Origin of the sequence: Pseudolysinimonas kribbensis (assembly GCF_030161895.1) — a bacterium.
Taxonomy (GTDB): domain Bacteria; phylum Actinomycetota; class Actinomycetes; order Actinomycetales; family Microbacteriaceae; genus Pseudolysinimonas; species Pseudolysinimonas kribbensis.
Genome location: NZ_BSVB01000001.1, coordinates 3459626 through 3478904, shown reverse-complemented (window position 1 = coordinate 3478904; position 19279 = coordinate 3459626). Strand labels below are relative to the sequence as shown.

Below are 19279 nucleotides of genomic sequence, written 5' to 3'. Positions count from 1 at the left end.
ATCGTTCTCGCCGGCGGCGAGGGCAAGCGCCTGATGCCGTTGACGGCCGACCGGGCCAAGCCCGCGGTCCCGTTCGGCGGGGGCTACCGTCTCATCGACTTCGCCCTCTCCAACCTCGTCAACTCGGGGCTGCGGCAGATCGTCGTGCTGACCCAGTACAAGTCGCATTCGCTCGACCGCCACGTCTCGACGACCTGGCGACTGCCCCGATGCTCGGCGCCTACGTCGCCTCCGTGCCCGCGCAGCAGCGACTGGGCAAGCGCTGGTTCTCCGGGTCGGCCGACGCGATCCTGCAGAGCCTCAACCTGCTGCGCGACGAGAAGCCCGACATCGTCGTGGTCGTCGGCGCGGATCACGTGTACCGCATGGACTTCAGCCAGATGATCGAGGCGCACGTCGAGTCGGGCAGCGGCGTGACGGTGGCGGCGATCCGCCAGCCGATCGAGCTCGCGAACCAGTTCGGGGTGATCGACGTCGACCCGACGCGGCCGGATCACATCCGCGCGTTCCTCGAGAAGCCGGAGGACCCGGTGGGCCTCCCCGACGCAGCCGATCAGGTCCTCGCCTCCATGGGCAACTACGTCTTCGACGCCGACGTGCTCATCGACGCGGTGCAGAGAGACGGGCTGCGCGCCGACTCGAACCACGACATGGGCGGCGACATCATCCCCGATTTCGTGCAGCGCGGCGACGCGGGGTGTACGACCTCAACCGCAACGAGGTACCGGGATCGACGGTGCGCGATCGCTTCTACTGGCGCGACGTCGGCACCATCGACTCGTTCTTCGACGCCCATCAGGACCTGATCTCGGCACTGCCGATCTTCAACCTCTACAACGAGCAGTGGCCGATCTTCTCGTCGCAGCTCAACTCGCCGCCGGCCAAGTTCGTGCGGGACAGCCGGGGCGCGCTCGGCGAGGTCATCGACTCGATCGTCTCGCTCGGCTGCGTCGTCTCCGGAGCCCACCTCGAGCGCTCCGTGCTCGGCACCTGGGTGTCGATCGAGTCGGGGGCGGTCGTGACGGACACCGTCGTGTTCGAGCGCTCCCAGATCGGCGAGGGCGCGATCGTGCGTCGCGCTATCCTCGACAAGGGCGTCGTGGTGAGCCCCGGGGCGACCGTCGGCGTGGATCGCGAGGCGGATCTCGCGCGCGGCTTCACCGTCACCCAGAGCGGCATCACGGTCGTCGGCAAGGGCATCCTGGTCGAGTAGCCCGTCCCGACTACGAGAGGAACGCATGTCGCGCTTCCTCGTCGTCCTCGACGTCGACTCCACGCTGATCGAGGACGAGGTCATCGAGCTGCTCGCCGAGGAGGCCGGCTCGCTGGATGCCGTCGCCGACGTGACCTTCCGCGCGATGAACGGGGAGCTCGACTTCGCCGACTCGCTGCGGCAACGGGTCGCGACGCTCGCCGGACTCGAGGAGGCCGCGATCGACCGGGTGGCCTCACGGGTGCGCGTGACCGGCGGGGTTCCGGAGCTCATCGCGGCCGTGCAGGGCGCCGGCGGCCTCGTCGCCGTGGTCTCCGGGGATTTCACGAGGTCATCGATCCGCTCGCAGCCCGGCTCGGGCTCGACCACTGGCGGGCCAACCGACTCGAGGTCGCGGGCGGCCGCCTGACGGGTGGGGTGATCCCGCCCATCGTGGATGCCACCGCCAAGGCCGACGCTTTGCGCGAGTGGGCGGGCGCGGCGGGCATCCCGTTGCATCAGACTCTCGCGGTCGGCGACGGCGCCAACGACCTGCCGATGATGGCGCTGTGCGGCCTGTCGATCGGGTTCGATGCGAAGGCGCCGGTGCGCGACGTCGCCGACGTGCTGCTCGACGACCGCGACCTCTCGCGGCTGCTGCCGCTGATGGGGCTGCGCTGATGGGCCGCACGTGATCACCGTCGGACGGGCGATCGCCGCGGGCGTGCTGACGGCGGTCCTCTGGGTGGCGACCGCGCTTCTCGGCACCGTGCCGATCGGCGCCCGGCCGCTCGGCTGGCTCGAGCAGGTCATCGTGCCCGGTCCGCTGGCGCGGATCGGCGAGCTGCCGGTGCCCTGGCCGCAGATCACGGTGGGAGCCGGGGCGGTGCTGCTGGGCGCGCTGATCGCCGGCGCCGCCCTGCTGACCCGCGGCGGTGCGCGCCTGCCGGTCGTCTGGCTGGCCGCCGCGGTCGGGTCCCTGATCGTCGGTGCGGTCATGGGCGTCGGAACGATCATCGGCGAGACGCCGCGACTCGGCGTGTCCTATCCCGCCGCCGACGTGGCCCGCGATCTCGGCACGCAGGCGTGGGGGCTGGTGCTCGGATGGGCGCCCGCCCTCGTCGCCGGGTGGTCGCGCGACCGCGGTCCGCTGCGGGCGGCCGGGATCGCGACGGGGGCCGTCGCTCTCGTCGCCGCCCTCGTCACGGGGGTCGCCGCCGGGGTCGGCGGGCCGTTGCGTTTCGCCGCGCTCGACGCCGCCGCCTCGCCGCCGGCCACGCCCTCCCCCACGCCGTCTCCGCCCGTCACCTTCTCCCCGGCACCGCTGCCCCATAACGTCTATGCCCTCGCGTCGACGACCTGCCCGCCGGACGCACTCGTGCTCGCGTCCACGGGGGGCGACGCTGCGCTCGGGCACCGGCACTTCGCGATCGAGATCCGCAACTCCTCCACCGCGACGTGCACCCTCGACGGCTATCCGGCCGTCGGCTTCCGGGACGCGCGGGGCCGTGCGGTCGCGGCCTCCGTGGCGCCGGGCCGCTCGTTCATGGACCCCGACCCGGGCGCGACGCCGGTCACTCTGGCGCCCGACGCGACCGCCCTCGCGACCATCGGATGGGATGCCGGCGCCGGATCCGGTGATCCGACCCTCGCGCGCGAGCTGGTGCTCCGGATCGACGCGGGCGGGCGCGAGCTGAGCATCCCGTCGGGCGCCTTCGACGTCGTGCAGGGCACCTCGGTCACGGTGCAGGCCTGGCACGCGGCGCCGGCGACGTCGGGCTAGTGCCCCATCCCGAGGCCGCCGTCGACGGGGATGACGGCTCCGGAGATGTAGCCGGCGTCGTCGGACGCGAGCCAGGCGACCGCCTTCGCGACCTCCTCGGCGCGTCCGGGCCGTCCGGCCGGCACGGTCTTGATGTACTCCGCCTGCTGATCCGCGGGAAGCTCGGCGGTCATGTCGCTCTCGATGAAGCCGGGCGCCACCACGTTCGCCGTGATGCCGCGCGCCCCGAGTTCGCGGGTGAGCGAACGCGCCATGCCGACGAGGGCGGCCTTCGACGAGGCGTAGTTGACCTGGCCGGGGCTGCCGTACAGGCCGACGATGCTCGAGATCAGGATCACCCGCCCGAACCGCGCCTTGAGCATGCCCTTCGAGGCGCGCTTGACGACGCGGAACGCGCCGCCGAGGTTGGTGTCGACGACCGTGTCGAAGTCCTCGTCGCTCATCCGCAGCACGAGCGTGTCCCGGGTGATGCCGGCATTGGCGACGACCACCTCGACGGGGCCGAGCTGCTTCTCCACCTCGGCGAACGCGGCATCCAGGGATGCGCCGTCGGTGACGTCGGCGCGAACGGTGAGTGCACCCTCCGGACCCTCGCCGGAGCGCGCAGTCACCGCGACGCGGTGACCCTGGGCGACGAACTCCGCCGCGATGGCGCGGCCGATACCACGGTTGCCGCCGGTCACGAGCACGGTGCGAGGTGTGGTCACGGTGAGCCAGCCTAGAGCCGAGGAACCCGGCCCGGAACCGACGGCCGAGACGGCCGTCGGCGCTGGCGTCGCGGCGGAGGTCCGAAAGGACCTCCGCTCTGAGCTCCAGCGCGCGAGCGTAGGCTAACGCTCAAGCCCATGGCCAAGACCGTCTCGATCACCGAGCTGCCGCCGTCGCCGGATCACGAGCGGCACATGCGGATGATCAAGTACGCGGTGGCGATGACCGTCCGGGTGATCTGCCTGATCGCGGTGCTGTTCGTCCCGGGCTGGTGGCGCCTCATCCCCGCGATCGCGGCCGCGGCGTTGCCCTACTTCGCGGTGGTCATCGCGAACAACGTGCACACCGACCGCGCTGCCGCTGTGGAGCGACCCGGCGGGATCGTGCCGGTGGGGTCGGGCGCGGGCGCCGGCGGCCAGCACGAGGACATGCGGTGATCGGCGGCGGCGAGGCGCCCACCCAGTGCTCGAGCGCGGGATGCCGGGAGCCGGCGTCCTGGCGGGTCAATTGGCGCAATCCCCACTCCCCCGACCGCGTCAAGGTCTGGCTGGCCTGCGACGCCCACCGCGACCACCTCGAGGGGTACCTCGCCTCGCGCGGGTTCCCGGTGGTCGTGACCGCGCTCGACGTCGTGGCTGACGTCGTGCCGGATCGCGCGTGAGCGGCATCCGACGCTGGGGCGGCTACGTCGCCCTCGTCGTCGTCTTCTCGATCGCCTGCGGCGTCCTCTCCTGGTGGCAGTGGTCGCGCAACGCCGAGCGGACGGCCGAGAACACGCTCATCTCGATCAACTGGTCCAAGCCCGCCGTGCCGGTCGACCAGGCGCTGCCGAGCCTCGACTCCTGGCGGCACGACCTGGAGTGGCGCGAGGTGACGCTGCACGGGCGGTACCTGCCCGGCCAGCAGCTGCTCGTACGCGATCGTGCGCGCAACGACAACCCCGGATTCGAGGTGCTGGTGCCGCTGCGCCTGCCCGACGGCCGGATCTTCGTCGTCGACCGCGGCTGGCTCCCGATTCCCGCGCGGGGCGATGTGCCGCAGGTGCCCGCGCCGCCGTCCGGTGACGTGTCGGTCGTCGTGCGGCTGCAGCAGAGCGAGCCCGACCTGCCCGGCCGCACCTCGCCGCGGGGCCAGATCGCCTCGATCGATCTGCCTCAGATCGCCCGCGCAACCGGCGCGGACACGTACACGGGCGCGTACGGCACGATGACGCGCGAGGATCCCCCGCGACGAGCCGGCCCGTCGCGGAGCCCGAGCCGGTGGCCGATCCGGGGCCGTTCCTCTCCTACGCGATCCAGTGGATCGTGTTCGCGCTGCTCGCCGTCGTGGGCCTGGTCTGGGCCTACCGCCGCGAGAAGCGCCTCGGCGCCATGTCGGCCGAGGAGCGCGCGGTCGCCCTGCGGTCGCGCCGCCCCTCGCACGACGCCGACTACGAGGACGCGGTCCTCGACCGCAACCCGGACTAGCTGGCGCGCTAACTGACCCAGCGAAGCGGGGCGACCGCGCTCGTCCCGCGTAGCGGCCGCGCGCCGCAGGAGCGGCGGCGCGCTAACTGACCCAGCGAAGCGGGGCGACCGCGCTCGTCCCGCGCAGCGGCCGCGCGCCGCAGGAGCGGCGGCGCGCTAACTCACAGAAATGAGGTCGGCGTAGTCGGGGTTCCAGTGGTCCTCGACCCCGTCGGGCATGATCAGCACACGCTCCGGGTTGAGCGCCTCCACCGCGCCCTCGTCGTGCGAGACGAGCACGACGGCGCCCGTGTAGCCGGCCAGCGCGCCGAGGATCTCCTCGCGCGACGCCGGGTCGAGGTTGTTGGTCGGCTCGTCGAGGAGCAGCACGTTCGCGCCCGACACGACGATCATCGCGAGCGCGAGACGGGTCTTCTCGCCGCCGGAGAGGACGCCGGCGGGCTTGTGGCCGTCATCCCCGGTGAACAGGAACGAACCGAGCACCTTGCGCGCCTCGGTCTCGGTGAGCTGCGGCGAGGCGCTCATCATGTTCTGGATGACGGTGCGGTTCACGTCGATGGTCTCGTGCTCCTGGGCGTAGTACCCGATCCGCAGCCCGTGCCCCTGTTCGACCGCGCCGGTGTCCGGCCGGTCGATGCCGGCGAGGATCCGCAGCAGGGTGGTCTTGCCCGCACCGTTCAGCCCCAGCACGACGACCTTGGACCCGCGGTCGATGGCCAGGTCGACCGCGGTGAAGATCTCGAGCGATCCGTACGACTTCGAGAGGTCGGATGCCGTGAGCGGCGTGCGCCCGCACGCGACCGGGTCGGGGAAGCGCAGCTTCGCCACCCGATCCACCGCGCGCACCTCCTCGAGGCCGGCCAGCAGCCGTTCGGCGCGCGCGACCATCTGATGCGCGGCCGCCGCCTTGGTCGCCTTGGCGCCGAATCGCGCCGCCTGCAGCTGCAGCGCGGTCGCCTTCTTCTCGGCGTTGGCGCGTTCCTTCTTGCGGCGCTCCTCATCGGCCTCGCGCTGGCGCAGGTAGTGCTTCCAGCCCATGTTGTACACGTCGAGAACGGCGCGATTGGCGTCGAGGTAGAACACCTTGTTGACCGTCTCCTCGACGAGGTCGACGTCGTGGCTGATCACGATGACGCCGCCCTGGTAGCCCTTGAGGAACTCGCGCAGCCAGACGACGGAGTCGGCGTCGAGGTGGTTGGTGGGCTCGTCGAGGATCATCGTCTCGGCGCCGGAGAACAGGATGCGCGCGAGCTCGATGCGGCGCCGCTGGCCTCCGGAGAGGGTCTTGAGCTGCTGGTCGAGGATCCGGTCCGGCAGCGCGAGGTTCGACGCGATCGCGGCCGCCTCGGCCTCGGCCGCATACCCGCCGAGCGCGACGAAGCGATCGTCGAGCCTGCTGTAGCGCGCCATGGCCGCCTCGCTGACCGCCGGATCCGGGTTGGCCATCGCCAGACTCGCGGTGCGGAGGTCGGTCACCAGGCGCCCGAGGCCGCGCGCGTCGAGGATGCGGGTGCGTGCGGTGTCCTCCGGATCACCCGACCGCGGATCCTGCGGCAGGTACCCGATCTCACCGCTGCGGGAGATCGTGCCGCCCGTGGGCTGGGCCTCGCCGGCCAGCGCCTTGGTGAGCGTCGTCTTGCCCGCGCCGTTGCGGCCGACGAGGCCGACCTTGTCGCCCTTGTCTACGCGGAACGTCACGTCCTCCATGAGCAGACGTGCCCCGATGCGGATCTCGAGGTCGTGCACGGCGAGCACAGAAGGACTCCGGTTCTTTGGTGGGGAGGGTTGATGAGGCCGACGTGGGCCAGCCCGCTAGCCTAGCCGCATGACCATCGCAGCGCCCGTCCGCCGTCCCGTCCTCGCCGATCGCGTGGTCCCTCGGTCGTGGATCACGAGCGCGATCTTCGTGGTCGGCGGAACCGGCCTCGTCGCGCTGCTGGCGCAGGTCGCGATTCCGTTGTGGCCGGTACCCATCACGGGTCAGACGTTCGCGGTCCTGTTCGTGGGTGCGGCCCTCGGGCCGGTGCGCGGCGCGCTGTCGATGGCGCTGTATCTCGTGCTCGGTGTGGCCGGACTGCCGATCTTCACGGGCGGCGCCCACGGCAGTCTGTTCGCACTGGCCTCCGGGGGTACATCGTCGGGTTCCTGTTCGCGGCCGGACTGGTGGGCTGGCTCGCCGCGCGCCGCTGGGACCGCCGTTGGTACGGCACCGTCGTCGCCTTCCTGGCCGGCTCCGCCGTCATGTACCTGTTCGGACTGCCCTGGCTCTACCTGACCGTCGGCGTGCACCAGGCCGACCCGGTCGGCTTCACGCTCCAGAACGGGCTCCTGGTCTTCCTGCTCGGCGACGCCATCAAGGCCGCGGTCGCCGGGGTGATCCTGCCCCTCGCCTGGAGGATGAGCGACCGCGCCGAGAACCATCGCTCGGCCTGAGCGACCTACGGGGGGGCGGTGCACGGTGGGCGCTTCGGCGTGACGAGGGCGACGGCATGACCGAGACGCCCCGTCGGGTCGCGGTCGGCCTCGTCATCGGCGTGCTGACGGCCGTTCTCCTCGGGCTCGCCGGCGTCGCGGTCTTCTCCGCGACGGTGCCGCGCGCGACCTCCGCCAATCCGCTGCATGAGGCGCGGTTCTACGTCGATCCCGCCTCGAGCGCGGCGCTCGCCGCCCGTCGCGATCCCTCCTTCGGCCCGATCGGCCGTGAGCCCGCCGCGATCTGGCTGACCCCGGAGGCGCATGGTGCGTCCGAGGTGGGCGGATACGTCGGTGGGATCGTGGATGCCGCCCGGCGCGGAGGCGAGTGGCCCGTGTTCGTCGTCTACGGCATCCCGCACCGCGATTGCCAGGCGCAGGAGTCCGCCGGCGGAACGGCGGATGACGCCGCATACCGCGATTGGCTCCGGGCCATCGCACGCTCGCTGACGGCGCAGACCCTCGTCGTCGTCGAACCGGATGCGCTCGCCCTCACCGCCGAGTGCCACGATCGGTCGGCGCGGGTGGCGCAGCTGCGCGACGCGGTCGGTCTGCTCGCCCCGACGGGCGCCGTCGTCTATCTGGACGCGGGTCACTCCGGCTGGCTCGATCCCGCGCTCATGGCTGGCCTGCTCCGGGATGCCGGGGTCGACCGGGTGCGCGGGTTCGCGAGCAACGTCTCCAACTTCGAGACGACCGCCGCGGAGCGCAGGTACGACGAGGCCATCAGCGCCGCGCTGGGCGGCGCGCACTACGTGATCGACACCTCGCGCAACGGCAACGGGCCCGCGCCCGACCAGGCGTGGTGCAATCCGCCCGGTCGCGGGCTCGGCGACCCGCCGCGCGTCGTCGAGGATCGAACGCACCTGGATGCGACGCTGTGGGTCAAGAACCCGGGCGAGAGCGACGGCGCCTGCAACGGCGGTCCGGCGGCCGGGCGATGGTGGCCGGATGGCGCGCGAGCGCTCATCGCAGGAGGAGACTGAGATGGCCGAACGCGACGCACGTCGGGTGGCAGTGGTGATCGAGGACGACGACGACATCCGCAACCTGCTCGAGACCGTCCTCACCCAGGGCGGATTCGAGGTCGTCGCCCGGTCGAACGGGCTGGACGGGATCGAGGCGGTGCGCGCGTTCAGCCCGACCGTCACGACCCTCGACGTCAACATGCCCGGGATCGACGGCTTCGAGACCGCGAAGCGGATCCGGGCCTTCAGCTCCACCTACATCGTGATGCTCACCGCTCTCGACGAGGAGATCGACACCCTGCAGGGGCTGGAGGCGGGCGCCGACGACTACATCACCAAGCCGTTCCGGCCCCGCGAACTGCGCGCTCGGATCGAGGCGATGCTGCGGCGTCCGCGGACGCTCGGTTCCCCCGACGACCCGGCCTCGGTCGCCGGATCCTCCGCGCTCTCCCCGCTGACGACGCGTCGACCGAACCGGTGCAGCCGGGCGCCGAGACCGACGGGACGCCCGTCGCGTCGGGATCGGCTGTGCGGGACGATGCAGAGGGCTGGATCGAGCACAACGGCCTCCGGCTCAACCTGCCGATGCATATCGTGCGCGTGGACGACGAGGAGATCCCGCTGACCCGGTCGGAGTTCGAGCTGCTCGCCGCGCTCATGCAGTCGGGTCGGCGGGTGCGCACGAAGGCGGATCTGGCGCTCCTGCTGCGCGGCGAGAGCTACGTGACGAGCCACTTCGTGAGCGAGGCGGATAAGCGCGGCATCGAGGTGCACATGGGCAACCTGCGCAAGAAGATCGGTGAGAGCTCCGCCACGCCACGCTGGATCGAGACCGTGCGCGGCGTCGGATACCGCCTCACCGCCGCCGACGACTGACGTCCGGAGGACGCTGACGGGAGGCCGCCCCGCCTGAGCTCCGTCCGACGACCCAGGGGGATGGAAGTCGTCACCGCCGTCTAGATTCGGCGGGCCGCGTCGGGGGTCGCGGCGAACGGATCGGGTTCTCAGGCGGGCGCAGCCTCCAGTCGGTGGGCCAGGTCGGCCAGTTCGTGGCAGGAGGCGGTGCCCACCTCCACGAGTCGCCGGACGGCGGGTCCGTCCACCTGGTGGGTTGCGGCGATCCGGTGCTCCAGATCGCTCGCGGCCGAAGACAGAGCCGTGGCTCCCAGCATCCCGCTCGCAGTGCGAACGCTCAGCAACACGGTGGTCACGTCCTCGGGGTCACGTCGTTCGGCCGCGTCGAGGAGCCGGGCGACCCGGCCCTCCCACGCCCGAACGAAGTCGGTCAGGAAGCGCACGCCGGCCGGGACGTCGCCCGCGAGCTCCCGCAGGAGTCGCACGACGATCGCCTCGTCGATGTGCATGTAGGTCATGGCGGTCACACCCGGTATCCGCGCTGGCGGCGCAGGAGCTTGAACAGCATCCCGACCGTCTGGACGGCGGTGATGACCCCAGGATCGGCCAGCCGACCCAGAGGATCGACGACTGGATGATCACCGGCAGCAGGAACCACCCGAGCACGAGCACGGCCATGACGAGCACGGCGATGACCGCCGGCGCGATGAACGCGCTGCCGGAGCCGCGCTCCGCCTTGGCCTGGGCGGCCCAGTTGTCGACCTGCTTGCGACTGAGGAACTTGCTCCACGCCCGCACGAAGTGGCCCAGCCGGATCCACATGTAGATCTCCGACGGGACGAACAGCGCGGCGAACAGGATGTCCTTCGCGTCGCGCCGGTGCATGGACAGCGCGATGCGCAGGTTGAGCAGGATCGCGACGGCCGGCGCGATCAGCCAGATCGGCTCGAACACGAACGCGTGGATCGACAGCGACCCCACCAGCAGCAGGACGAACAGCAGACGCGTGACGCCGTTGATGAGCATCGACAGGTTCTCGAGCCAGCGCAGGCGGAGGTTCGGATGCAGTGGCTGGCCCTTCGTGTCGCCGCGCTGACCGGGCCACATGAGCTCGATCGCTCCGAAGTTCCACTTGACCTGCTGGGCATCGAGGCCGCGCAGCGTGGTCATGCCGCCGACGTCGGCGCGGGCGCGGGCGCTGATCTTGGTGAGATATCCGGCGCTCTTGATCTGCAGCGAGAGGAGCGAGTCCTCGACCTCGCTGTCCTTGACCCACGGCGTGGACTGGTGGTTGTCGATCATGGCCTGGTGCAGGGCCTTCATCGAGAAGATCGAGAACTGACCGCCGAGGACCGCCATGTTGCGTCCGCGCAGCATGTTCTGCATGTTGAAGGCCGCGAACTGGGCGCGCTGGCCGGCGACCAGGAAGCCCGCCATGCCGGACATCCGGGTGTCGTCGATCGTGTAGATCGCCGAGATGCCGCCGATGCGCGTGTCGCTGACGATCTCCTCCTCGAGGCGTTGCACCGCGTCGGCGTCGGCGACCGTGTCGCCGTCCACGCCGAGCAGGTAGTCGCAGCCTTCGACGAGCTCGAAGCCGTAGTTGAGTGCGCCGACCTTCTTGTCGGGGTTCTTGCCGATGTCGTGGACGAAGACCTCGGTGAACTGCTCGCGTGCGGCGTTGACGACGCGGTGCGGGCCGGCGTAGGCGCTCGCGATGGCGACGGTGTCATCCGTGGTGTTGTTCACGACCACGTGGATCATGTCGGGAACGCGTGACTGCGCGAGCAGCGACTCCAGCACCTGGGCGATCGATTCCCCCTCGTTGTAGGCCGGGATGATGCAGCCGATGGTGGCGCGCTGGACGCTGAGAGCCTCGACGGAGGCGATGAAGTCGTTGTCGGCGTCGGGCTCGACCCGCGTCACGTACGCCTTGGGCGCCGCGATGGTGTCCGTCATGTCTGTCATCCCCCGTGTCGCGGTTCCGGGTCTGTCCCTGGCCGCTACAGTCAGTGTTCAGCAGCGACCTCAAGGACCGGGCCTGGTCCCCGGCAAGATCACCTCAAGATCGGATCAAGTCGCAGCGGGGTCGTGGACGGGGGTGCCGGATGACGCGGACGGGACGTGGGATCGTCGTGGTCGCCGCTGGCTCGGCGCTCGTGCTGGCGCTCGCCGCGTGCGGAACACCGCCCTGGGATCAAAGCGGAGCGGCGACCGGAGGCGCGACACCGTCGCCGACGTCGACCCGGATCGTCGTCGTCCACAACGACCTGCAGACGGGTTCCACGAAGCGGACCCTCAAGGCGGGCGACATCACGCTCGACGTCACCTACTTCTCGACCCTCGACATCGGCCGGTGGTACGCCGACGCGAACAAGCCGCTGAGCCTCACCGCGGTCGCCTCGCTCGGCACCGACGTGGGCCAGGGCGTGTATCTGAGCAAGGTGACCATGACGACGACGGTGCGGGGTCCGAAGGGGGCCCTCCCGGCTCCCGCGGCGCAGGTCGACCAGTCGACGGTGCCGCCGGGGTACTTCATCAAGCAGCCGTTCAGCTACTCGCAGACCTTCGTCGTGCCACCCGTCGCCCCGTCGGCCACCTCGGCGACCTTCTCGATCGTCTACGAGCTGCTGCTGCAGACCGGGGCCAGCTCGTCGACGTACGCCAAGGAGACCGCGTCGGACAGCGTCACCGTGACCTTCCCGGCGCGTTAGGCCGCGTACTCGATCGTGCCGGGGCGGCCGGAGTCGATCGCGAGGTCGAGCACGGCTTCGGCGGTCTCGAGCAGTTCGTCGTAGCGCGATCCGGCGGCTCGCGTCGAGGTGATGCCGATGTAGGTCGCGACACGGAACCGGTCCGCGTCGTCGATCGGCGAGGTGAGAGCGTCTCCGTTGATGCGCTCGGCGACGACGCGCGCGTCGTCCTCGTCGTCCATCGGGAACAGCACGGCGAACCGCCGGCGGCTCAGCCGTCCGACCAGCGACGCGGCGGGAGCGTCGCCGAGCGCCAGCCGTCCCATGACCCGGATGGCGTGGTCCCCCAGCCCGCGCCCGAAGGCCAGGTTGATCTCGTCGATGTTGGCGAGCTCGACCAGCACGAGCGCGATCGTCGTCTGGTCGCGCATCGCCCGGCGCAGCCAGACCTCCGCCAGGGTCCGGAATCGGTCATCGGCGAGCAGTCCGTCGGCTTCCGAGTCGGATGGGATGTTCAGCCCAGGGCGCCGGAAGCGTTCCATCTGGAGCATGGAGAGGCTCACCGTCCCGAGGACGATCAGGCCGAGGTTCACGAGGGTGGCCTCCGCCGGTCCGAATCCCGTGGAGAAGACCGCGTCCGAGGGGCCCAGCAGCGGCAGCAGCACCGCGCGGGCGGCGTAGTACAGCGCCATGACGAGGCTCGCGATGCCGACGATCCGGGCGTTGAGGCTGCGTCTGAGCCACCCGCGGAGGGTCTCGATGAATCCGAGGCCGGCGAGCACCGCGGCCGCGACGAACATCTCGACCGCGCCGGCCCACATGCCGGCGGACGCCCCCGCGCGAGCACCGCGGCGGCGACGAGTGCCGCGACGCCGAGCGGCACCGCGGTGAGCGGCCGACGTCCGTTCGCGGCACGGTGGCCCGACCACAGCATCCCGATCGCGAGCACGAAGGCCCCGTTGCCGACGGCGATCGCCCACCAGGCCGACGGCTGCAGCCCCTCGATCGTGTACGCGAGCGTCTCGAGGATGCCTGCCACGAACGCGACGCTCCAGATCCGGCCCACGGCGTCGTTGCGGCGCAGGGTCGTATTCAGCACGAACGTCACACCGCACAGGATCACGATGAACCCGCTGACGGCGGCGACGGTGGTGATGTCGAGCTTCATGCTGCCTTTCCATGGCGGGCGATCGAGGATGCCGAGATGGCTCGATCTGGCGCATCCGGCGCGACGTGCTCGGTCGGAATCCGGACGCGGAAGGTGCTGCCGAGCCCCAGCTCGCTCTCCACCGACAGGTCGCCGCCATGTCGCTGGACGATCTCGCGCGTGATGGCCAGGCCGAGCCCGGTGCCGCCGGTCGTGGAGTTGCGGGCCGACTTGGTGCGATAGAAGCGGTCGAAGATGCGGGCGAGGTCGATGTCCGGGATGCCCTGGCCGGTGTCGCGGACCTCCAGGGTGATCGCGGGGCCGGTCTCGCGCACCGACACCTGGACCGTTCCCCACTCGCGGTTGTACTTGATGGCGTTCGTGACGAGGTTGTCGACCACCTGCCGGATGCGCACCGGATCGATCGTCGCCGTCGCGGACGCCGGGACATCGAGCTCGAGCTCGACCTCGCGGTCCTCGGCGAAGATGCGCTGCGACGCGACGGACTCCCGGGCGATCTCCGCCACGTCGGCTCGTACGAACGACATCGGCAGGTTCTTGTCCGCGTCGCTCGCGGCGCGCAGCAGGTCGTTGACGAGCACGAGCAGTCGCTCGGCGTTGCTCGCGGCCACGTCGACCTGCTCGAGCGTCTCGTCGTCGAGGTCGGCGTCGCGGACGAGGTCGAGATACCCGAGGATCGAGGTGAGCGGAGAGCGCAGCTCGTGCGTCACCGAGCCCACCAGATCGTCCCGCGCCCGGACGGCGTCGAGCTCCCGGGTGACGTCCTTGACGACGACCACGCCGCCGCGGTATTCGCCGCGGGCGTCACGCAGCGCCCGCGATCCCACTGAGTAGGCGGCGCGGCGCCCGCCGGGGTCGCCCACCCAGATGACGAGGCCGTCGAACTCCTGCCCCGCAAGGGCGCGGGCGAACGGACGGTTCTGCTGCGGATAGGGGTGGCTCGGTCCGCCTGATAGACGACGCGATGCACGAACACGGTCTTGGGCTCGCCGAACTCATCGAGCCACCGGCGCTGCGTGCGGTTGACGAAGGTGACCTGGCCGTTCCGGTCGAAGGCCAGCACGCCGAAGTCGACGGTGTTGAGCACCTCGTCGAGCAGCCGCTGCTGCTGGCGCGCTCGCTCCAGCGCGTTCTCGATGAGCTGCGAATGCTGCCGCAGCAGCACCGACTGCGCGCGCGAGCGCCGCGCCGCGACGTACACCGTGGTCGAGACGAAACCGAGCGTGATGGGAAGGAGCACGACGGAGGCGAAGTCGTTGACGACCAGGGGGTCGGCGAGAGAGCGCGACTGATCCAGATCATGGCGACCGCCAGGCTCGTGCCGCCGACCACCTCGACCAGCGCGAACGACCTGGCCAGCCAGATCACCGGGAAGACCATCATGAGACCGGAGCCCAGTTGCGGCTCGGCCGCGCGGATCGCGCCGATCGCCAGGATGTTCAGCACCGGCATCAGCACCCGCCACTGTCGCGAGATCAGGTCCCACGGCACCATCGCCGCGACGCCGGTGAGCACGAAGACGAGGCCGATGCCGGCGAAGATCGCGGGCTGGGTGAGGGCCTCCGGTGCGAAGACGACGATCGCGACGACCACGACGAGGACCGCGGCGGAGACCAGCATCTGGCTCGCCAGGATCGCCGTCGCAGCCGCGCGCGATCGCGGCCGCGACGGGGCGCGTCGCTCCCCGCCGACATGGACTCAGGTTATCGGGGCGGACGGAGCGATCCGAGGTCCCAGAAGGGGTGGGGCCAGAACGGGGGCGGACCGGACTCCGAGCTCCCCGCGTTCGCCGTCAGATGCTGAAGCCGCTACCTGCTGTCGCAGGAGCGATCGGTCGGCCGCCATCGGCGCCCGACATCTGCCGACTTCGTCGTCAGATGCTGAAGCCGATCGCTCTCATCATGTCTCGGCCGTCGTCGGTGATCCGCTCGGGGCCCCACGGCGGCATCCACACCCAGTTGATCCGGAATCGCTCGACGATGCCGTCCAGCGCCTGGCCGGTCTGCTCCTCGAGGACGTCCGTCAGAGGGCACCCCGCCGAGGTGAGGGTCATGGAGATGATGAGCGCGTCGTTCTCGTCGTCCCAGGCCAGGTCGTAGATGAGGCCGAGGTCGACGACGTTGACGCCCAGCTCGGGATCGATGACGTCCTTGAGACCTTCCTCGACCTGGTCGAAGAGCGCGGGCGACAGTGCGGTCGGCATGGCTACGCCTGCTCCCCGGCCAGCGCGGCCCCGTCGTTCAGATACCTGTCGTAACCCTCGTCCTCGAGCCGCTCGGCGAGCTCGGGGCCCCCTCCTCGGCGACGCGACCGTCGACGAAGACGTGCACGAAATCCGGGTGGATGTAGCGCAGGATCCGCGTGTAGTGCGTGATGAGCAGGATGCCGAGGTTCGTGGTCTCATGCGCCCGGTTGACGCCCTCCGACACGATCTTGAGCGCGTCGACGTCGAGACCGGAGTCGGTCTCGTCGAGCACCGCGAAGCTCGGCTTCAGCAGCTCGAGCTGCAGGATCTCGTGGCGCTTCTTCTCGCCGCCCGAGAACCCCTCGTTGACGTTGCGCGACGCGAACGAGCTGTCCATCCGCAGGTTCTTCATCGCCTGCGTGACCGTGCCTGCCCACCCGCGGATCGCGGGGGCCTCCCCGTCGATCGCGGTCTTGGCGGTGCGCAGGAAGTTCGACACCGCGACCCCGGGGATCTCGACCGGGTACTGCATCGCGAGGAACAGCCCCGCGCGCGCGCGGGCGTCGACCGTCATCGCGAGCACGTCCTGCCCGTCCAGCGTGATCGAGCCGCCCTCCACCTTGTACCGCGGGTGTCCGGCGATCGTGTAGGCGAGGGTCGACTTGCCGGAGCCGTTGGGGCCCATCACCGCGTGGATCTCGCCCTGCCGGATCGTCAGGTCGACGCCCTTGAGGATGTGCTTGGTGCCCTGATCGGTCTCGATCGAGACCTTGAGGTCCTTGATCTCGAGGGTGCTCATGCGATGTCCTTCTTCACGTCCGGGTCGATGTACACGTCGTCGCCGTCGATCTCGACGACGAAGACGGGGACCGGCTCATAGGCCGGCAGGCTGAGCGGCTTGCCGCTCAGGAGGGAGAACTGCGAGCCGTGGGCCCAGCACTCCAGGGTGTCGTCCTCGACGAATCCCTCGCTCAGCGAGATGTCGCCGTGGGTGCAGGTGTCGCCGATCGCGTGGATCGCGCCCGCCGAGTCCTTGACGACGGCGATAGGTACCCCGCCCAGCACGACGCGCTTGGCCGTGTCCGGTTCGAGCTCGGCGACCGAGCACGCGCGCTCCCGGCTCACGACGCCGCCACCGTCCGAGCCCCTCCAGCTCCGCGACGAGCGCCTCGAGCAACCGCGCCTCCAGAGCCGGTTCGCCGATGCGCTGCACGATCTCGCTGAGAAAGCCGAGCACGACGAGGCGGCGCGCCTCGTCCTCGGGGATGCCGCGTGCCTGCAGGTAGAACAGGTGCTCGTCGTCGAAGCGACCGGTGGCACTCGCGTGCCCCGCGCCGACGATGTCGCCGGTCTCGATCTCGAGGTTGGGGATCGAGTCCGCTCGGGTGCCTTCGCTCAGCACGAGGTTGCGGTTCTGCTCGTAGCTGTCGGTGCCCGTCGCCCGGGGGCCGATGAGCACGTCGCCGACCCACACCGTGCGTGCGCCGTCGCCGTTGAGCGCGCCCTTGTAGGTGACCCGGCTGCGCGAGTGCGGAGCATCGTGATGCACGTACACGCGCTGCTCGAGGTGCTGATGCGCGTCGGCGAAGTAGACCCCGAGCAGTTCGGCCTCCGAGCCCTCGCCCGCGAGGTGCGTCGAGGGTTAACCCGCACGACCGCCCCGCCGAGCGACACCACGATGTGCTTCAATCGCGCGTCCTTGCCCACCCGCGCGAACTGGCTCGAGAGGTGCAGCGCGTCGTCGTCCCATTCCTGCAGGCTGACGACCGTGAGGTCGGCGCCCTCGTCGAGGATGATCTCGACGTTCTCGGTCACGGCGGCCGGCCCGCGGCTGTCGAGCACGACCAGCGCGCGCGACTGCGCGGCGGCCGTGATCAGCACGTGCGCGGCTCGCGGGGTGTCGCCGAGCTGCGCCCGGGTGACGGTCAGCGCGTCGGCGACCTCCCCTGGACCCCGATGTGCAGCGCCTTCTCGAAGGCCGTCCAGGCGTTCGCGGCCGCGCGCTCCTCCGGCTGGCCGGCGGAGCCGATCCGGGTGTCGGTGCGATCGATCCACTCGACGGTCGTGCCGGCGACCTCCGGGTACAGCACGGGGTACGGCGATCCGTCGAGCTCGCCGTCGATGAGGGTGCGAACGCGATCGACCGGGGTGAGCTTCCACTCCGCCTCGAAGCCGGTGACCTCGGCGAAGTCGGCATGCTCGAAGCTCTTGAAGCGCTCCGAACGGGTCTGGACCGGGGCCAGGAAGGTGGGCTCGGTCTCGGTGTACGTGCTCACGTCAGCCGACGCTGCCTTCCATGCTCATCTCGATGAGCTTGTTGAGCTCGAGCGCGTACTCCATGGGCAGCTCGCGCGCGATCGGCTCGATGAAGCCGCGCACGATCATCGCCATCGCCTCGTCCTCGGGCATGCCGCGGGACTGCAGGTAGAACAGCTGCTCCTCGCTCACCCGCGAGACGGTCGCCTCGTGGCCGAGCTGCACGTCATCCACCCGGATGTCGATGGCCGGGTAGGTGTCGGAGCGCGAGATCGTGTCGACCAGCAGTGCGTCGCACCGCACCGTGTTGGCGGCGTGATGGGCCCCCTCGGTGACGCGGACCTCGCCCCGGTAACCGGCGCGGCCTCCGCCTCGGGCGATCGACTTCGAGACGATCGACGATGTCGTGTACGGCGCCATGTGGATCATCTTCGCGCCCGCGTCCTGATGCTGGCCCGGTCCCGCGAAGGCGACCGAGAGGGTCTCGCCCTTGGCGTGCTCCCCCACCAGATAGATCGACGGGTACTTCATCGTCACCTTGGAGCCGATGTTGCCGTCGATCCACTCCATGGTGGCGCCCTCGTGTGCGATCGCACGCTTGGTCACGAGGTTGTAGACGTTGTTCGACCAGTTCTGGATCGTCGTGTAGCGCACGCGCGCGTTCTTCTTGACGACGATCTCGACGACGGCCGAGTGCAGCGAGTCCGACTTGTAGATGGGCGCCGTGCAGCCCTCGATGTAGTGCACGTACGAGCCCTCGTCGGCGATGATGAGGGTCCGCTCGAACTGGCCCATGTTCTCGGTGTTGATCCGGAAGTAGGCCTGCAGCGGGATCTCGACGTGCACGCCGGGCGGCACGTAGACGAACGATCCGCCTGACCACACCGACGTGTTGAGCGCCGCGAACTTGTTGTCGCCGGCCGGGATCACCGTGCCGAAGTGCTCCTTGAAGAGCTCCGGGTGCTCCTTCAGGGCCGTGTCGGTGTCGAGGAAGATCACGCCCTGCTTCTCGAGATCCTCACGGATCTGGTGATACACGACCTCGGACTCGTACTGGGCCGCGACGCCGGCGACGAGGCGCTGCCGCTCGGCCTCCGGGATCCCGAGCTTCTCGTAGGTGGCCTTGATGTCGTCGGGCAGCTCTTCCCAGCTGGTGGCCTGCTTCTCGGTCGACCGCACGAAGTACTTGATGTTGTCGAAGTCGATCCCGGTGAGGTCGGCTCCCCAGGTCGGCATCGGCTTCATGCCGAAGATCTTGAGCGCCTTGAGGCGGTTCTTGAGCATCCACTCGGGCTCGTTCTTGAGCGCGGAGATGTTCCGGACGACCTCGTCGCTCAGGCCTCGCCGCGCGGCGGCGCCGGCGGCGTCGGAGTCGGACCAGCCGAATTCATACTGGCCGAGACCGGCCAGCTCGGGACGATCGATGAGCACGTCGGACATGGGGTTACCTTCTCTCTGCCGCTGCGAACCATTCCGCTCGGACCGGCATTCGTGGCACGCGCCATTGCGTTCGATCTGTCCACGATCCTACAG

The 19279-nt window shown here is 70.2% G+C and carries 18 protein-coding genes and 5 pseudogenes; 11 read left to right on the top strand and 12 right to left on the bottom strand.

Going from position 1 to position 19279, the window contains the following annotated elements; translation table 11 throughout:
- Window positions 1-33: 33 nt before the first annotated feature.
- From QQK35_RS19065 to QQK35_RS19055, 3 genes and pseudogenes are all read left to right on the top strand, one after another.
- Window positions 34-1213 (top strand): annotated as a pseudogene (locus tag QQK35_RS19065) (glucose-1-phosphate adenylyltransferase).
- 25 nt (window positions 1214-1238) lie between these two features.
- Window positions 1239-1873: pseudogene (gene serB, locus QQK35_RS19060) on the top strand (phosphoserine phosphatase SerB).
- Between the two features lie 10 nt (window positions 1874-1883).
- On the top strand, window positions 1884-2975 hold the full coding sequence (locus QQK35_RS19055) for a DUF4232 domain-containing protein (protein WP_284255536.1): 1092 nt from the start codon (window positions 1884-1886) through the stop codon (window positions 2973-2975).
- Here QQK35_RS19055 and fabG read toward each other — a convergent pair.
- Complete coding sequence (gene fabG, locus QQK35_RS19050) at window positions 2972-3682, bottom strand: 3-oxoacyl-ACP reductase FabG (RefSeq protein WP_284251912.1); 711 nt, start codon at window positions 3680-3682, stop codon at window positions 2972-2974. The two genes, QQK35_RS19055 and fabG, sit on opposite strands and share 4 nt — an antisense overlap.
- Before the next feature lie 138 nt (window positions 3683-3820).
- Here fabG and QQK35_RS19045 point away from each other — a divergent pair, with 138 nt between their 5' ends.
- Genes QQK35_RS19045 through QQK35_RS19035 form a run of 3 tightly spaced genes read left to right on the top strand, consistent with a single transcriptional unit; the run spans window position 3821 to window position 5165 of the window.
- A complete protein-coding gene (locus QQK35_RS19045) occupies window positions 3821-4120 on the top strand; it encodes a DUF3099 domain-containing protein (protein WP_284251910.1) in 300 nt (99 codons plus the stop codon).
- The gene (locus QQK35_RS19040; RefSeq protein ID WP_284255535.1) at window positions 4117-4344 is read left to right on the top strand and encodes a hypothetical protein; all 228 of its coding nucleotides are present in this window, start codon (window positions 4117-4119) and stop codon (window positions 4342-4344) included. The genes QQK35_RS19045 and QQK35_RS19040 overlap by 4 nt, the downstream gene beginning before the upstream one ends.
- On the top strand, window positions 4341-5165 hold the full coding sequence (locus QQK35_RS19035) for an SURF1 family cytochrome oxidase biogenesis protein (protein ID WP_284251908.1): 825 nt from the start codon (window positions 4341-4343) through the stop codon (window positions 5163-5165). Before QQK35_RS19040 ends, QQK35_RS19035 begins: the two co-directional genes overlap by 4 nt.
- Window positions 5166-5305: 140 nt before the next feature.
- Here the strand turns inward: QQK35_RS19035 and QQK35_RS19030 are convergent, their stop codons facing one another.
- Window positions 5306-6904: an ABC-F family ATP-binding cassette domain-containing protein gene (locus tag QQK35_RS19030; RefSeq protein ID WP_284251906.1), complete on the bottom strand. Its 1599-nt coding sequence runs from the start codon at window positions 6902-6904 to the stop codon at window positions 5306-5308.
- A gap of 70 nt (window positions 6905-6974) precedes the next feature.
- Between QQK35_RS19030 and QQK35_RS19025 the strand changes: the two are divergent.
- The 4 genes and pseudogenes from QQK35_RS19025 (at window position 6975) to QQK35_RS20720 (ending at window position 9465) form a co-directional block, all read left to right on the top strand.
- A pseudogene (locus tag QQK35_RS19025) lies at window positions 6975-7582 on the top strand (biotin transporter BioY).
- A 56-nt stretch (window positions 7583-7638) separates the two neighbouring features.
- Complete coding sequence (locus QQK35_RS19015; RefSeq protein WP_284251900.1) at window positions 7639-8607, top strand: glycoside hydrolase family 6 protein; 969 nt, start codon at window positions 7639-7641, stop codon at window positions 8605-8607.
- 1 nt (window position 8608) lies between these two features.
- Window positions 8609-9214, top strand: a complete 606-nt coding sequence (locus QQK35_RS19010) for a response regulator transcription factor (RefSeq protein ID WP_431311826.1) — start codon at window positions 8609-8611, stop codon at window positions 9212-9214.
- Entirely contained in the window at window positions 9190-9465 is a 276-nt protein-coding gene (locus QQK35_RS20720; protein WP_431311825.1) for a winged helix-turn-helix domain-containing protein, read from the top strand. Before QQK35_RS19010 ends, QQK35_RS20720 begins: the two co-directional genes overlap by 25 nt.
- Before the next feature lie 128 nt (window positions 9466-9593).
- Here the strand turns inward: QQK35_RS20720 and QQK35_RS20085 are convergent, their stop codons facing one another.
- A complete protein-coding gene (locus QQK35_RS20085; protein WP_348534985.1) occupies window positions 9594-9800 on the bottom strand; it encodes a hypothetical protein in 207 nt (68 codons plus the stop codon).
- 10 nt (window positions 9801-9810) lie between these two features.
- Window positions 9811-11403 (bottom strand): glycosyltransferase family 2 protein, encoded by a 1593-nt coding sequence (locus tag QQK35_RS19000; protein ID WP_348534984.1) that lies wholly within the window; start codon window positions 11401-11403, stop codon window positions 9811-9813.
- A gap of 149 nt (window positions 11404-11552) precedes the next feature.
- Here QQK35_RS19000 and QQK35_RS18995 point away from each other — a divergent pair, with 149 nt between their 5' ends.
- On the top strand, window positions 11553-12158 hold the full coding sequence (locus QQK35_RS18995) for a hypothetical protein (RefSeq protein ID WP_284251892.1): 606 nt from the start codon (window positions 11553-11555) through the stop codon (window positions 12156-12158).
- Here QQK35_RS18995 and QQK35_RS18990 read toward each other — a convergent pair.
- The 8 genes and pseudogenes from QQK35_RS18990 to sufB all read right to left on the bottom strand — a co-directional run bounded on the left by QQK35_RS18990 (window position 12155) and on the right by sufB (window position 19186).
- Window positions 12155-12958 carry a diguanylate cyclase gene (locus tag QQK35_RS18990; RefSeq protein WP_284251890.1) on the bottom strand — a complete coding sequence of 268 codons (804 nt, stop codon included), beginning with the start codon at window positions 12956-12958 and terminating at the stop codon, window positions 12155-12157. The two genes, QQK35_RS18995 and QQK35_RS18990, sit on opposite strands and share 4 nt — an antisense overlap.
- Before the next feature lie 343 nt (window positions 12959-13301).
- Window positions 13302-14084 carry a sensor histidine kinase gene (locus tag QQK35_RS18985; protein ID WP_284251888.1) on the bottom strand — a complete coding sequence of 261 codons (783 nt, stop codon included), beginning with the start codon at window positions 14082-14084 and terminating at the stop codon, window positions 13302-13304.
- On the bottom strand, window positions 14012-14545 hold the full coding sequence (locus tag QQK35_RS18980; RefSeq protein ID WP_284251886.1) for a sensor histidine kinase family protein: 534 nt from the start codon (window positions 14543-14545) through the stop codon (window positions 14012-14014). The genes QQK35_RS18985 and QQK35_RS18980 overlap by 73 nt, the downstream gene beginning before the upstream one ends.
- Before the next feature lie 633 nt (window positions 14546-15178).
- Window positions 15179-15508 carry a metal-sulfur cluster assembly factor gene (locus tag QQK35_RS18975; RefSeq protein WP_284251884.1) on the bottom strand — a complete coding sequence of 110 codons (330 nt, stop codon included), beginning with the start codon at window positions 15506-15508 and terminating at the stop codon, window positions 15179-15181.
- A gap of 2 nt (window positions 15509-15510) precedes the next feature.
- Window positions 15511-16289 (bottom strand): annotated as a pseudogene (gene sufC, locus QQK35_RS18970) (Fe-S cluster assembly ATPase SufC).
- Window positions 16286-16615 (bottom strand): non-heme iron oxygenase ferredoxin subunit, encoded by a 330-nt coding sequence (locus QQK35_RS18965; protein WP_284255534.1) that lies wholly within the window; start codon window positions 16613-16615, stop codon window positions 16286-16288. Before QQK35_RS18965 ends, sufC begins: the two are co-directional and overlap by 4 nt.
- A gap of 25 nt (window positions 16616-16640) precedes the next feature.
- A pseudogene (sufD, locus tag QQK35_RS20715) lies at window positions 16641-17766 on the bottom strand (Fe-S cluster assembly protein SufD); the annotation flags it as partial.
- Between the two features lies 1 nt (window position 17767).
- Entirely contained in the window at window positions 17768-19186 is a 1419-nt protein-coding gene (sufB, locus tag QQK35_RS18955) for a Fe-S cluster assembly protein SufB (protein ID WP_284255533.1), read from the bottom strand.
- Window positions 19187-19279: the final 93 nt, after the last annotated feature.